This window comes from Vibrio sp. 9-16B-A1 (assembly GCF_056726165.1).
In genome coordinates this window covers 27,834-43,153 of the sequence record NZ_JBSDZD010000022.1, presented here as the reverse complement: position 1 = coordinate 43,153, position 15,320 = coordinate 27,834, and the positions used below count along the sequence as shown (strand labels likewise).

General features: G+C 51.2%; 14 protein-coding genes. 5 read left to right on the top strand and 9 right to left on the bottom strand.

Translation table 11 applies throughout. The annotated features are described in order from the left end of the window. On the bottom strand, nt 1–1,517 hold a 1,517-nt coding region (locus ACVB80_RS23245), incomplete at its 3' end, for a tandem-95 repeat protein (RefSeq protein WP_481083668.1). A gap of 527 nt (nt 1,518–2,044) precedes the next feature. Between ACVB80_RS23245 and ACVB80_RS23240 the strand changes: the two genes are divergently transcribed. The 5 genes from ACVB80_RS23240 (at nt 2,045) to ACVB80_RS23220 (ending at nt 7,335) form a co-directional block, all read left to right on the top strand. After that, on the top strand, nt 2,045–2,653 hold the full coding sequence (locus ACVB80_RS23240) for an OmpA family protein (protein ID WP_481083667.1): 609 nt from the start codon (nt 2,045–2,047) through the stop codon (nt 2,651–2,653). 177 nt (nt 2,654–2,830) lie between these two features. Continuing rightward, on the top strand, nt 2,831–4,129 hold the full coding sequence (locus ACVB80_RS23235; protein ID WP_481083671.1) for a TolC family outer membrane protein: 1,299 nt from the start codon (nt 2,831–2,833) through the stop codon (nt 4,127–4,129). 10 nt (nt 4,130–4,139) lie between these two features. Next, a complete protein-coding gene (locus tag ACVB80_RS23230; protein WP_481083666.1) occupies nt 4,140–4,745 on the top strand; it encodes an OmpA family protein in 606 nt (201 codons plus the stop codon). Between the two features lie 62 nt (nt 4,746–4,807). Then, nucleotides 4,808–5,158 carry a DUF2750 domain-containing protein gene (locus ACVB80_RS23225; RefSeq protein WP_481083665.1) on the top strand — a complete coding sequence of 117 codons (351 nt, stop codon included), beginning with the start codon at nt 4,808–4,810 and terminating at the stop codon, nt 5,156–5,158. A 209-nt stretch (nt 5,159–5,367) separates the two neighbouring features. Continuing rightward, nucleotides 5,368–7,335, top strand: coding sequence for a diguanylate cyclase (locus ACVB80_RS23220; protein ID WP_481083664.1), 1,968 nt, complete (start codon nt 5,368–5,370; stop codon nt 7,333–7,335). Here the strand turns inward: ACVB80_RS23220 and queC are convergent. From queC to ACVB80_RS23180, 8 genes are all read right to left on the bottom strand, one after another. Continuing rightward, entirely contained in the window at nt 7,298–7,990 is a 693-nt protein-coding gene (gene queC, locus ACVB80_RS23215; protein ID WP_481083663.1) for a 7-cyano-7-deazaguanine synthase QueC, read from the bottom strand. The genes ACVB80_RS23220 and queC overlap by 38 nt on opposite strands. Before the next feature lie 20 nt (nt 7,991–8,010). Next, nucleotides 8,011–8,685, bottom strand: coding sequence for a 7-carboxy-7-deazaguanine synthase QueE (gene queE / locus ACVB80_RS23210; RefSeq protein ID WP_481083662.1), 675 nt, complete (start codon nt 8,683–8,685; stop codon nt 8,011–8,013). Between the two features lie 40 nt (nt 8,686–8,725). After that, nucleotides 8,726–9,148 (bottom strand): N-acetyltransferase family protein, encoded by a 423-nt coding sequence (locus tag ACVB80_RS23205; RefSeq protein WP_481083670.1) that lies wholly within the window; start codon nt 9,146–9,148, stop codon nt 8,726–8,728. Then, a complete protein-coding gene (locus ACVB80_RS23200) occupies nt 9,148–10,293 on the bottom strand; it encodes an MFS transporter (RefSeq protein ID WP_481083661.1) in 1,146 nt (381 codons plus the stop codon). The genes ACVB80_RS23205 and ACVB80_RS23200 overlap by 1 nt, the downstream gene beginning before the upstream one ends. A gap of 136 nt (nt 10,294–10,429) precedes the next feature. Next, complete coding sequence (locus ACVB80_RS23195) at nt 10,430–11,173, bottom strand: oligogalacturonate-specific porin KdgM family protein (protein ID WP_481083660.1); 744 nt, start codon at nt 11,171–11,173, stop codon at nt 10,430–10,432. A gap of 135 nt (nt 11,174–11,308) precedes the next feature. Next, the gene (locus tag ACVB80_RS23190; protein ID WP_481083659.1) at nt 11,309–12,700 is read right to left on the bottom strand and encodes a bifunctional NUDIX hydrolase/phosphatase PAP2 family protein; all 1,392 of its coding nucleotides are present in this window, start codon (nt 12,698–12,700) and stop codon (nt 11,309–11,311) included. 12 nt (nt 12,701–12,712) lie between these two features. Continuing rightward, on the bottom strand, nt 12,713–13,189 hold the full coding sequence (locus tag ACVB80_RS23185) for an N-acetyltransferase family protein (protein ID WP_481083658.1): 477 nt from the start codon (nt 13,187–13,189) through the stop codon (nt 12,713–12,715). Between the two features lie 231 nt (nt 13,190–13,420). Further along, the gene (locus ACVB80_RS23180) at nt 13,421–15,301 is read right to left on the bottom strand and encodes a propionyl-CoA synthetase (protein WP_481083657.1); all 1,881 of its coding nucleotides are present in this window, start codon (nt 15,299–15,301) and stop codon (nt 13,421–13,423) included. Between the last annotated feature and the right edge of the window lie 19 nt (nt 15,302–15,320).

Here is a 15,320-nt window from a genome sequence, read left to right as displayed (position 1 = left end):
TAGGTCCAGGTGCCATCTTCCTGGAACGTGAACGTACCGTACTTGCCTTCCAGATCCGCGGGCACGGTGAACACATTCTCGCCCGCATCCACGTCCGCTACGGTCAGCTTGCCGCCCGCCGCGCTGTCGCCGGCCTCATCTTTACCCGCTTCCACGACCGTGGTGTCTTCACTGTCCGATGCGGTGATGGTCGCACCATCGTTAACAGGACTAACTAACACTGCAACCGAAGTTGGCTCAGAATCTTTGTCCCCATCATAAGCCACATAAGTAATAGTAGCTTCACCATTAAAATTCTCAGCCGGTGTAAACACCAACTTCCCATCAACAATCTCAACCGTCCCCTGCTCTGCTGGCACAGTTGCACTCTTGATAGACAGCGTATCACCATCCACATCACTGTCATTGGCCAGCACATCAATAGTCACGGCAGTGTCTTCATCGGTCACCGCAGTATCAGCTTCAGCAACCGGAGCATCATTCACCGCATTAACCGTCACAGCCACTGTAGCCGTATCCGTCCCCCCCTTACCATCACTCACGGTATAAGTAATAGTGTCACTACCGTTATAGTTCTCATTTGGGGTGTAGTTCAGGGTGCCATCTTCATTGATGGTTACGGTACCGTTTTCTGCTGTTGCGTTAGTAACTGTAAGGGTGTCGCCATCAACGTCAGTGTCGTTGCTCAGTACGTTGATGTTCTCGAATGGGGTATCTTCATCTGTGGTGATCGCGGTATCGTCATTTGCTACCGGCGCATCGTTTACAGGGTTCACAGTGACAGTAACAGTTACCGGGGCAGTAGTATCCGTACCATCTGTAGCGGTATAGGTGATGGTCGCTTCGCCATTGAAGTTTTCTGCTGGGGTAAAGACTAACTGGCCATCTACAATTTCAACCGTGCCCTGTTCTGCAGGAACGGTTGCGGTCGCGATAGTCAGGGTGTCACCGTCAGCGTCTGTATCATTAGCCAGCACGTCAATTGTAACGCTGCCGTCTTCATCAACTACGGCAACATCACTAACGCCAACCGGGGCCTGATTAGTAATAATGGTCTGGAATGCATCCAGTAAAGAAAGGCTTTGTGTTTCAGAAAGGCCCTGGCTTTCAAGACCAGTGGTTTCAAATGAGGTTGACGCCAGCACTTCTGCCCCGGTGCGCTCGATTTCACCGGAGGTAGTCAGGCTGGAGCCACTTGCGGTTTCACCGGCAGCCGGTGCGAACTCGTCATCGATTTGGGTTGGATCCTGTCCCTCTTCTAATGCCGCGAAAATCTGATTGATTTCATCATCAAGATTCAGATCGATCAGCGATTGGTCATCACCAACCAGGCTAGCTTTAGGGGTTACGGGGGCGTCAGTAAATAGTGCTTCACCACCATCGTTTGTGACGATCACTTCGCCAGGTGTAAGTGGTGTCCCCTCAGGTACAACTTTCAGGTTACCCTGAGCGTCAATTACAATAATTTGTCCCACGCCAGCAACAGCAGCATTCAGCAGAGTAAGAACGGAATCCATGCGAACCTCAAGTATCGAGCCTTAATTGTTTCCTGCTAAAAGCAGGAAAAATAATAAGAAATTTAGTTATTTTGCAATCTTATAGATTACCACCAAAATGGAACCAAGACCACAAAACGGGCGGCCTGAGCCCCTCTTTCAAACAGCCTGTTTTCATCATCTTGAGCCAGGTCTCATTTCACTGCTTTAAATATCAATAAGCGCTGTATTTGGTTAAGCTGATGTATGTGCAACCCATTGAGAAATAAGCCTTGATAACTGGTACTTTCGGTTGATTGAAACAGGGATAAAACTGATATTCAGCGCTCTCAGTATACGTTTTCAGGCACGCTGCATTTACCCACCCGATGAGTAAATCGCAAATTATAGATAGCATTCTTATTATTGAGACACGACACGAGCAACATTTAACCAGAAAATGCAACAACTATAATAATACCCAAGGCGCATATACTTGATGCGACAACGAAACAGAATGGCACCACGGAGTAAAGGAGCCACTCGTCAAAACAAAAAGGAACTAATAAATGAAACATGGAATGTTGGCTACATTGACTTGCTTTATCTTCACGTCACCTCTGGTAACTGCAGACGAGTACGAGTACATCCCAGTACCTGTAGCTCAGCAGAGCCACGATCTGATGGATGACGATTACGATGGCGTAATTAATGCCCGGGATCTGTGCGACAGTACACCACGGCATGCAGAAGTAGATAATGATGGCTGTGAGAACTATTACCAACATAACCAGGAAAAACAGCTTAAAGTCCTTTTTGCCAACAATTCCACACAGGTGCCGGCTGCATTTATGTCTCAGATCCGCAAGATGGCGCGTTTTTTGGAGCAATACCCTGAAACGCGAATTGAACTGCAGGGCTTTGCCAGCAAAACCGGTAATGCCAGCCACAACCTGGAGCTGTCTGCCGAGCGGGCCCGCAGTGTTCGGCTGACCCTGCTCAACTTTGGTGTAGAGAACCACCGTATCGATACGATTGGATATGGTGATACCCATGTTGGTGACCAAAACGCCGATCTGGTCAGTCAGGCCCTTGAAAGAAAAGTAATTGCCACCGTTGTAGGCCACCAGGGGCAGCTGGTTGAAGAGTGGAGCATATTCTCCAAAAGAGAGAAATAAACTTTGTTTATCAGCTCATCGTCTTTCTGAAGTTAACCCATTATAAGTACATAAAAAGCCGACACCAAGCTGACACAACCATTCATAATGCCTATACTTTCTCACAAGTGAGAAACGGTATGAGCTACAATTTTGCCAACAACACGAACCGTTCAACGGAGATGAGCTGTGAGAAAAATAACTTTGTGCGCTGCAAGCTGTTTACTGGCCACATCTTTTGCAGTCAACAGCCAGACGCTGGAGCAGGCTGTGGAGATTACACTCGCGACTAACCCAGAGATTAAGAGTGTATTCAATGACTACATGAGCTATTACAAGGACAGAGACGTAGCCAGCGGAGCGTATCTCCCCTCCGTTGACCTTGACGCCGGTGTCGGCTACGAGGGCGTCAAACGCGCAGGCAGTGACACGCGCTCCGACATGACCCGCAAAGAAGCTTCCATCACTCTCAAACAGCTCATCTGGGATGGTTCTGCTACGTTAAACAATATCGACCGGACAGCGGCGGAAGCTGAATCCATGCGCTTTCAGCTGCTCTCCAGCGCCCAGGACAAAGCGCTGGAAGTCGCCGGTGTATACCTGGAAGCGGTAAAGGCAGAAGAGATTCTCGCGCTTTCAGAGAGCAACCTTGCTATCCATAAAAAGATCTATAAAGACATTCGCCGGCGTGCAGAATCAGGAATAGGTTCAACTGCGGACGTTTCTCAGGTTGAAGCCCGTATAGCTAAAGCGCACGGTAACCTGTTGGCCGCACAAAACAACATATACGATACCCACACCCAGTTCACCCGTTTAGTCGGCCAGATGCCCCAGGGACTTATATTCCCCCGCGCAGATATTGATGCCCTGCCGCTGACTTTTGAACTTGCGCTGAAACAGGCTAATGACAGACACCCCGTAATTAAAACCGCTATTACAGATGTTGATGCCGCCCGCTTCCAGTACGACCAGACCAAAGGCGTAAATTACCCAACCCTCTCTTTGGAAGCGGGTCAAACCTGGCGCGAAGACGCTGGCGGCCTTGAAGGGCAAAGTGACGAAACCACAGCCATGATACGCCTTCGTTACAACCTGTTTAATGGTGGCAGTGATAAAGCAAACTCAGAACGTGCAGCCTATCAGTTAAACAAAGCCAAAGACCTGCGCGATCGCAGCTATCGAACTGTCCGAGAAGGCCTTCAGCTCGCATGGAATGCCCTGGATTTGACCCTTCAGCAAAAAGAATTTCTGGCTGACCATGTGGATTCCGCCTCTGAAACCGTTATCGCGTATGAAAAACAGTACCGTATCGGTAAGCGCACCCTGCTTGACCTGCTCAACACCGAAAACGAACTGTTTGAAGCACGTAAGGCCTATATTGAGGCGCATTACGCCGAGCAATTTGCCAAATACCGCGTGATGAATGCAACCGGCAACCTGCTCGATGCACTGCGGATCGATGTTCCGGACGAATGGAAAAGAAGAGTCGAGTACTAAGGGGCCCATTATGAAGTACCTGATTACATCTCTGACACTGTTGCTGTTATCTGTCAGCGCGTGGGCTGAACAGGAGTACGACTATATTGATACCCCGCAGGCTCAACAGGTATCTGACCTAGCCGATCAGGACTACGATGGGGTGATCAACGAACGGGATACCTGCCCGGACACCCCGCGTGGCGCACTGGTTGACAACCATGGCTGCGAGACCTATTTCAGGGCAACACAAAAACACCAGCTCAAAGTACTGTTTGCCAACGATTCAGCTGAGATAACCCCGGTTTTCAGTGCCCAGATCCGCACCATGGCTGAGTTCCTGGCAGAATACCCCGAAGCCTCAATCGAGCTACAGGGCTTTGCCAGCCGGACTGGTACTCACAAACACAATCTTGCTCTTTCCCGTCAAAGGGCAGAAGCCGTGCGCAAAGCACTGATCAGAAATGGGGTCAGTCATACCCGTATACGCACGGTCGGTTTTGGCGATACGGTCGTGGTTGATGAGGGTGACAGCCAAATCAGTCATGCACTTAACCGCAGAGTCACTGCAACTGTCGTCGGTTTGAAAGGCGAAGTAGAAAAAGAGTGGACCATATTTACTACAATCAAGAAATAAGCCTTAGCTGCAAGTGACTGAAAATGGTATGCTGGCCGCGTTAAATCTGATGGGATATAAAAATGACCAAACTAACCGCCGACATCCAGGCAAATCTGGAACTGTTTGTAGAGCAAACTAAAGAAACTCAACTGGTTTGGGGCCTGAAAAATGAAGATGGCTGGCTGGCATGTGATTCAACTGAGTTTGAAGAAAGTGAAGTAATGCCGTTCTGGTCTTCAAAAGAAGATGCAAAAATCCACAATGTAGAAGAGTGGGCAGATTTCGAAGTTCTTGAAATTCCACTGGATATTTTCGTTGAAGACTGGCTGATCACGCTTGATGAAGACGGCGTTCTGGTTGGCACCAACTGGAATGCGCAGCTGGAAGGTAAAGAAATCGAACCTAAAGATCTGGCGAAACTTTACCTGTAATTCATCTGAAATCAAATTAAGCAGCGGGAACCCGCTGCTTTTTTCATATTTTTTTTCTGCGTAATTACATCAGAATCCGAACCACTTCACTATTTCCGGATTTAATTTCTCGCCGAAATTAAATCTGAGTCAAAATAGTGACATAAGCCCAGATACCAAAAACTGCGTTGGCTACAATAGCTTTCAATATATTCAATCCAGAGCATAATATGAAACTGAAGATCGCAGCTTCCCTGTTATTAACGCTGGCATGCCAGACCAGCTTTGCTTTCGATCGTCAGACATGGTCCGAGCGCTACCACGAGCAACTGGCCAGTCATCCTCAAAAAGCTCTGGACATGCTCGAACAACGCTACCTGGCATTGCCGGACTCTGCAGAAAAACTCTATCTGGCAACCCGGATCCATCGTTTTTTCCTGTTACGCGGCCAGCCCTATTACGCGGATATCACGGCTAACCCAACGCCGTACGAGAAAACACAGGCAAGCCTTATCACCGCACTTAATGATGAAAAGGACGGCGATTTTCACGCATCGCTTACCCGCCTGAAAGAGCTTCTCACATACAGCAAAAGCACCAGTGACTATCAGGCCCGGGCACTGTTTGAATACCGGTTGTGTTTCGTACTTAGCCGTATGGGTGAGCATCAAAGCGCCAAGTTTTACTGCAGCACCGCAATCGCCCATCTCAAAGAGCTGCCTGAATCATTTATCCCACTGCAGGATGTTTACCGCCTGTCCGCCATGAACCACGCGTTTCTGGGAAACTACAAGCAGGCGCTCGACGAGTATCAGCTCGCCATCAGCCTGAGCAGCGTTAACGAAGACAAGAGCGGGCTCTACAACGATATCGGTAACCTTTTGGTAGACATGAGCGAGTATGACCAGGCAGAGAAATATCTCAACCTTGCACTGGCAAGCCGTGTTTCCGCTAATGCCCCAGGTATGCTGCTGGCTCAGGTTCATCACAGCCTTGCGGCCCTCTATCTGGACATGGATGCACTGAGACTGGCAGAAGAACACTACGATAAAGCCCTCTCCCTGCTGAAAGACACAAAATACGACTATGGCAAGGCCCAGGTCTATATCGGGCTGGGACGTCTCTACACTGAGCTAAACAATCCAAGTCTGAGCAATGCGTACCTTCATCGCGCTATGGAACTGGCCAGCCAGATGGAAAACCGTACCATGCAGGTCGATATTTCGCTCAGTCTGAGTAAAACGTACCAGGCCAACGAAGTATATCCGGTCGCCATTGAATACGCAGAACAGGCCCTGAACAGCGCCACCGCCGAAGGTCTGTCCAACCAGGCGTCTGCCGCCAGCCTGATCCTGTCTCACTTATACGAACAAACCAACCACCCAGAGCTGGCGCTGAAACATTACAAGCATTATCACCAACTCGAAATGGATAAACACCATACCGAGAACCGCAACGCCTACGAGGCACTGGATCTGAACCGGACCCGCCTGCAGGAAGAGCTGGAAAAATCCGAGTTAGTCAAAGACAACCAGATCAAGACTGCCCAAATCAGTGCACTGAGTCAGTCCAGCACCCTGTATCAGTTGGGCGTCATTGCACTCAGCCTGCTGCTGTTTATCACCTATCTGTTCCATCGCCGCAGCACCCGCCTGGCAGAACATGACTCCCTGACCAATACGCTGAGCCGGATTGGCACCCTGAAACAAATACGCACCCAAAAAGAACCGGTAGAACCCGGTACGCATCATGTACTGGCTCTGTTTGATCTGGATAAGTTCAAGCAAATTAACGACAGCTTTGGCCATCCGACCGGCGACCTGGCGCTCAAACACGTAACGGAAACTGTCAACATCAACCTGGAAAACGGCGAGTTTATAGGACGACTGGGAGGGGAAGAGTTCCTGGTCTTTATGACCAACGTGAAGGAAGAAGATGTGACAAAACGGGTAGAAGCCCTTCGCCACGCGATTTCAAGTACCAGCTTTTTATCAGAAGACAACCTGAGCGTATCAGTGACTGCGAGCTTTGCATTCCTCTCAACTCAGGAAGGACTGCATGACTTTGACGTGCTTTACTCGATCCTTGATCAGGCACTGTATCAGGCCAAAATGAATGGCCGCGACTGCATTGTGGATGCCTATCGCGACCCGGTTGATGTTATGCCTTACTCTGCTTCGAGAGCAGTGACTGCATAACAACATCTTTGTTTTCCAGATAATCGTTCAGACCGGCGCTGCGCAGATCGCAGGCCGGGCAATCACCACAACCATCTCCAATCACGCCGTTGTAACAGGTCAGAGTACGTTCACGTACCAGATCCAGCGCCTGATACTGATCAGCCAGAGCCCAGGTTTCAGCCTTGTTCAGCCACATCAGCGGAGTACGGATTTCAAGTTCGCGGTCCATGCCACTTACCAGCGCCCTGTTCATCGCCTGAACAAACTCATCACGGCAGTCCGGGTAACCCGAGAAGTCCGTCTCACACACACCGGTGATCACGGTCTGTGCGCCGATCTGGTACGCATAGATACCCGCCAGAGTCAGAAACAAAATATTGCGGCCAGGAACAAACGAGTTAGGCAGGCCATTTTCCTGCAGCTCATGGGATACCGGAATATCATCACGGGTCAGGGAACTGATCGCCAGCTCGTTCAGCAGGCTGACATCCATCACCTTGTGCGCGGCAATACCCAGCTCTTTTGCCAGTGACTGTGCTACTTCAACTTCCAGTTTATGACGCTGACCATAATCGAACGTAATGGCATGAACTTCATCAAACTCTTTCACCGCCTGAACCAGACAGGTAGTGGAGTCCTGACCACCACTGAATACTACTACTGCTTTTTTCATTGTTTGTTCCTTATGAGCCGTTACGCGATGTTGAGGTACTTGTGCGTCTGAATGGAGAGGCGCCAGTTGCGGGCGATACAGGTATCAATGCACAGCTGAGTCGCGCGCGGCTTCTGACTGATTGGCTGAAGTGCGATAGTTGTGGCCGGGGAGATATCAGCACCTGCCAGCAGTTCATCCAGTTGTTCGATATCTTTTTCAGTGCCAACCGGATGTTTGATTTCGTTGGCACGTTCCAGCGCACTGTTAAGCACCGGAAGCTTACCTTTCATGGCGATCTTAGGTGACACTGTCACCCATGTGTTTTCACTGACCAGAACTTCAGAAGTCCCGCTGGTTTCAATCTGACACTGACAACCGATCGCCTCAAACGCAAGGGTCAGTTCAGTCAGGTCATAGATGCATGGCTCACCACCGGTGATCACGACATTCGTCGCCGTATAGCCCTGAGCCTGAAACTCCGCCACCAGCTCCTTAGCACTCAACGAACACCAGGTCGGGCTGTCACCCTGTTTGATGATGATATCCTTAAAGCTGACCTCATCAGCAGGCGCGGCTTCCCAGGTCTGCTTGGTATCGCACCAGGCACAACCTACCGGGCACACCTGAAGGCGGACAAAAACAGAAGGGACACCGGTAAAGCTCCCTTCTCCCTGAATGGTTTCAAACATTTCGTTGAGTTTGTACTGAGTCATTATTGCCATCTGTTGTTGCAAGCAAGGAGGCGATTATACGTTATTCCTTTCGCAATACCAGTCGCCGCTCACCCGGGCCGAAATAGTCTTCTTCTTCATCAAAAACAACAAAACCCAGTTGTGTATAGAGCTTTAATGCAGCCTGATTGTCAGGCGAAACAGTCAGGAAAAGTGCCGCGTCAGATTCACATACACGTTCAAGCAGCTTTCTGCCCACACCCTTTCCCTGTGCTGTTTTGGCTACCGCCAGAGACAGGATCCAGCGTTTGCCGGGACAATCACTGGCAGCACAAAGAAGATAACCGGCAATCTGACCGTCTGCCTTCGCAACCAGCATCCCCTTCGGCCAGCAATCAAAAGCCTGCCGAATAAAGAATGGTGAATAAGCATGATCGCCAAAAAGCACTTCCTCCAGCTCAGCAACTGCAGCTATATCCTGCTTGTTCATATTCCCGATCGTGATCATTCGTATACCCTGTTTTGTACTCCGGTTAAAAAAAGTGTAGCAAGCAGGGCAATACTCAGCTCACAGCCAATAGCAAAACCAAAAGGACCAAAGCTGCCCAGAACCTGCCAGCACAAACCACCCACAAGTGGCCCGACAACGGTCCCCAACTGCCCGGCCATGCCCTGTAAACTCAGCCCCTCGCCTGCGCTGCTTCCGAGCTTTTCACTCGCCAGTTTGGCAACGGCCAACGCGCCGGCGGTGATCATAACTGAGTCAAGAACAAACAGTAAGGTGATTTGATACAGAGAGTCGGCATGCACCAGAAGCCAGGTCGTGAGCGCGCCCCAGAGAGATACCAGGATCAGCACTTTCACCTGTCCGGCTTTATCAATCCAGCGACCGAGACCCGGAGCAACCAGCATAGCGGTCAGTCCACCCGGCACATAAACCATTGCCAGTGTTGAAGGGTCAGTAACCTCAAGGCTGTCGATAAGATAGAGCTGAAGAAAAGGTGCCATCACACTGGCTCCCAGCTGACCAATCACGATCACCAAAAGGATCACGATCACTGATTTACCGCCTGTTCGCATGAAACCGGCAGCTTTGGGAGGCTCAAACCGTATCCCCTTCTCCGCCACCATCAGAGCAGAAGCAATGCTGCACAGCGCGTAGGCAAGCAACGCACTGTACTCGCCACTGATACTAAGCCAGGTAAAGCCCACACAGGAGCCAATCATGACACCAAGCCCAGCCTGACGCTGCCCGTAGCCAAGGGCAGACGCCCGTCCATCAAAACGGGTATCCGTTGCCAGCCGCGTTTGCCACATCAATCCAAACAGACCAGAGCCAAACCCGGTGGCAAAACAGGCCAGCGCCAGTAAGCCCGCCATTCGATACTCTATCGCTCCCCAGAGCAGCAGGTAAGCAATGGCTTTTATCCAGCCACCAACGCGCAGCGTCGTCAGCCTCAGTCCCCGCCTCAGGCCCAACCAGGCCAGTCCCTGGCTGATTGCTATCCCAAATGCACCAAGCGCAACCAGCAGACCGATCTGCCCGGCTCCAAGGCCAAGCGTACTCGCACTCAGCGGCACGATAAATGCCGCAAAAAACAATCCTGTGGAATCCAGCCGGATAGCCCACGTTAACCGGTTCGTCATCATCTTCCCTCCTTCACGGCCTGCAGAATACCGCTATCCTGAACGCTGAAACGAGTGATGAGACAAAATGCCCTATAGCCTGACCAAACAACAAAAAACGGCGCCGAAGCGCCGCAAAAAGAAAGCAATGAGTGGGTTGTTACAGGTTCATCACAAAACCCAAGCGGATCGCGTAGTCATCTTTGTGCTGACCCTGCTCATCCTTCGCTGTTTCATCGAGAGATACCAGCTCCATATACGGTGTCCAGGTTTCATTCAGCTTGTAATTTACTACTACTGTGTGTTCCCAGTAATCATCACGACCAGTTCCCTGATCCACTCCATCCTGTACGCGGTAACGCGGGTTATAGGTCAGGCCAACATCTCCGAAGCTTTTTGAAACCCAGATATCAAACTGATTAGAGCTGTCGCGGGTTGTTCCACTGCCATCCAGCAGTTGCTTACCATTGGCATCGTTTGACCAGTTAAAACGGTAACGGCCGGACAGGGAAACACCGTTATCAAAAGTGGTACCGGTTTTCACGTAAGGACGAAAATCTGCTCTGTCTTTGGTCAGCACAGTCACCAGCGCCGGAGTCCAGTACCAAGTGCCGTCGATAACGAACTTCTTATTGAACTCAAATTCCTGCGCTGCCGCCTGCAGGCCCTGAGTGTTCTCATCTGCGGAATCATTGCCGCCAAAATAGGCGTCGTTGTGCAGCTGCGCTGCTTCTGCGCTGAAATAGAAGCCGTTGTCAAAAGTGTGCATAAACTTGATCCGGCTGTCTTTGTTTTCAGACGTCGTGTTATACCCAAAACGCACGTCCAGTTTGGTATCACCTGCAAGTGCAGGAGCCGCCATGGTGGTCAGCATCAGTGCAGAAACAAGAGCTTTAATTTTCATAATCAACCCTAAAAGTACAGTAATAAAAGCCCACTCAATGGGCCTGATAAGTGTTCGGGGTTGATTATGTTTGGTGGGATAAGGTGAAGTAAAAGCTACCGTGATACATACGCTGTATCACGGTACAAATGTGATCTATTTCTCACGTTTATGGGTATGTGCAAGCCAGGCAGAGACCAGCAAAATTGCAACCGGGAAACGACTCACCAGAACGATAAGTGAGTTTATGGTGCTGTTTGCCACCAGCGGATTGACCAAAACCACCACAGCGCCAACCAGCGCCAGCAAAGCCAGTGCGACCGTCAGCGCCATATTAGAAACCGGCACCATTGTACGGGGCAGCACCAGAAGATGCATCGCCGCAATGGAGATCAACACCGCCAGCCAGACCGCAAATTCCGGCCGAGGCCATAATGTACCTGCTATGGCAGCAGCCGCTGCCAGTACCCACCAGAGCATTGAGCCGGTATAGATGTTATCCAGCTTATCGCCGATCTTCTTCTCGCTGCGGGCAAAGTTCCATACCACCAGGCCACCGAGCGCGGCACCAATCACGATGTCACTGAAGAACTGATTTCCCAGCGCAACACTGGCCAGTCCCTGAACAAGTACCAGAGTGATCGCAGGGCTCATAAGACGCGGAGACTGCAGCTGGCGATACAAAAGCCCAAACAGGGTAACCATCACCGCCGTCGTAACCGAAGGCGTTGCAAAACCAATACCGGTGACACCAGTCTCCAGCTGTGGGAAATACGCCCACGGACGCGGCATCGCCAGACCAAACTGAGCAACCAGAGCCAGCAAGGATGCCGCCGTCACTCCAAAGGTCAGTTTTGACACAAACACCCGTCCAAGGCGGGCATAAGCAAACACCAGAACCGCAGCCAGCACCCACGGCGAGGCCAGCAGATCGATAATAACCAGAGCACTGTAGCTCAGATCACTGGCAAGCAGCACTGACTGAATACGGGCAATAAATGGCAGTTCCCAGCGATGAAAGGCCGGCGCGGCTTCGAACGCATGGTCAAGATAATGCACCAGATGACGCGTGGCCTGCGGAGCCAGTTTCTCAATTGTCGGCAACTGCTCCGGATAACGATACCCGGTAACACTCTCAGGACGGGCCAGCATCACCTGACTCATCTCAATACCAAAGTGCGGCGCAAACCAGGCTGGCATTGGCTGATGTCCCAGAACATTTTGCGCAGAGAATGCCACGACTTCAGAATCAGCCACGCAGTCGTAAATCACCGCTTTATAGGTACGGCCGAGCTCTTTACCGACCGTCACAATCAACCCTGTTTCCTCCCAGGTTTCACGCTGAGCAGCCTGCTCTGGCGGCTCTCCTGCCTCGATGGTACCACCCGGTAAAGAGAGCTTTCCGGTCAGTACCTCTTTTGTAAACACCACCTGCCCGTCATCACTGGCGACCAGGCAAAGCGCACCTTTAGGGTCCTGTGCATGACTGAGCGGGCTGAAAGCCAGTTGAACGATGAAAAATAACGCGATGAATAAGCGTTGGATCACGACTGAATATCCTTATTTGACGGGTTTTCTGAGCCAGTGAATATGATGCTCAAATCCCATTTTCTGGTAAAACGAAACGGCACTGCGGTTAAAATCCCAGGCTTCGACAAACAGCTGCTCTACTCCACATTCGGTAAAGCTCTGCTGTAGCCTGTTATACAGCGCTTCTGCTACCCCCCGATTTCGATGTGACGGCGTCACATATATTTCATCGATACTCCCCATCTGCAAAGACCGGACAATCGGTGACTGCAGCTCACAAAAGTGACCGCTGATAAAACCACGGATCTCATCCTGCTCAAGTGCAACAAACACAAAGCATTCAGGATGTTCGAGATAACGGGCCAGGCTCTTCTCCTGTTCCACTTCCTCCGGGGTTTTAAACAGCTCGGGGCTGGACTGATGATGAAAGTCATGCAACTCGTACATCATTTGGTTCAGGTCAGCGAGATCGCCAACCCGGGCAGCGCGAATTTGAAAAGGGGTCATTTGATTCTTATTTTTTATAGTGTAATAAGCCTTATCATACGCATAAAACAGTCAGGCCCCAATACAGGGGCCTGAGAAATGTGTTACCGGAATGTACCAAATAGCCTTACCAGTCACCCGGAATCAGGCAGATGCTGATAAGCAGACCCTCCTTGCCAGGGAAGGCAAGGTGGAGCCCCATGGATGGGTTTATGCGGGTCTGTGTTCAGTATCTGGCTGATTAACGATTACTTAATCATGATGTAGCACCCGCTCCAGCTCCGTCAGGCTGGTTGGATCGTCTATGGTAGAAGGTACCGTGTAGGCCTCCCCATCGGCTATCTGGCGGATCACCCTGCGCAGTATTTTCCCTGAGCGGGTCTTCGGCAGTCTGTCCACTACCAGCGCGTGCTTAAAGCAGGCTACTGCGCCTATTTCGCCACGCACTTTGCTCACAAGCTGATCTTCCAGCTCATGTTCGTCGAGCTTCATTCCGTCTTTCAGCACCACCAGACCGAGCGGCATCTGCCCTTTGAGGTCATCGTGTATCCCGACTACCGCACATTCGGCAATCGCCGGGTGGCCGCCAACCACCTCTTCCATCTCCCCGGTAGACAACCGGTGACCCGCGACATTAATCACGTCATCAATCCGGCCCATGATAAACAGGTACCCGTCTTCATCCAGATAGCCCCCGTCACCCGAAACGTAATAACCCGGAAACTGACTCAGATAGCCGGACTCAAACCTGTCGTGATTACGCCATACCGTTGGCAGACAGCCCGGCGGGAGCGGACGCTTGAGCGCGACATACCCCTGACTGTTCGCAGCAGAAGGCTCTCCCAGCTCATCGAGGATCTCAACCTGATAACCCGGAACTGGTTTGGTCGCCGAGCCCGGCTTAACCATCATTTTCTCTATTCCGGTTGGATTACCGGCGATAGCCCAGCCGGTTTCGGTCTGCCACCAGTGGTCAATAACCGGCTTACGGGTATGCGCCTCAACCCATTCAAGCGTTGGCGGGTCAAGCCTCTCTCCGGCCATAAAGATGGTCTTCAGCTTACTGAGGTCATAGTTCGCGAGAAGCTCACCCTGCGGATCTTCTTTCTTGATGGCCCTGAACGCCGTCGGCGCAGAAAACAGCGCTTCAACACCGTACTCAGCACATACGCGCCAGAAAGCGCCCGGGTCAGGAGTTCTTACCGGCTTGCCCTCGTAGAGAATGGTGGTGCAACCATGAATAAGCGGCGCGTAGACAATATAGGAATGTCCAACCACCCAGCCCACATCAGATGCCGCCCAGAACACACCATCCTGAGGAATGTTATACACCGCACTCATCGAATACTTCATCGCCACAGCATGACCGCCGTTATCACGCACAACGCCTTTTGGTTTGCCTGTAGTTCCTGAGGTATAGAGGATATAAAGCGGATCGGTCGATTTGACCGGCACGCAGCCACAAGGAGAAGCGTGCTCCACTGCCGCCTGCCAGTCCAGATCGCGCTCATTATCGAGTTCTGCCGGGCAGACAGGACGTTGCCACACCACCACTTTTTCCGGCTTCCAGCGGCTGTCCATAATAGCTTTGTCCACCAGTGGCTTATATGGCAGCACTTTGTTTATCTCAACGCCGCAGGAAGCCGTCAGCACCAGCTTTGGTTCGGCGTCTTCAATACGCACCGCAAGCTCGTTTGGCGCAAAGCCGCCGAACACCACAGAGTGCACAGCGCCGAGACGGGCACAGGCCAGCATAGCTATCGCTGCCTGTGGGATCATCGGCATATAAACCACGACCCGGTCACCCTTACCGACCCCCTGCTCTGCCAGCATGCCAGCCGTTTTGGCAACCTCATCGCGCAACTGCAGGTAAGTGTACCGACGTTTGGTATGAGTAACGGGTGAGTCGTATATCAGAGCGGTATTATCTCCCCGCCCCTGCTCAATATGATAATCCAGCGCCAGCCAGCAGGTATTGAGCTCGCCATCGACAAACCAGCGCTCGATACCGTTGTCGTCTTCACTCAATATGGTCCGGGGGAATGTGAACCAGTCAAGCTGCTTTACCTGCTTCATCCAGAACTGCTGAGGCTGGTTAACCGATTCCTGATACTCTTTTTCATAGGCAGACATATTGTCTCCTCCCTGGTTT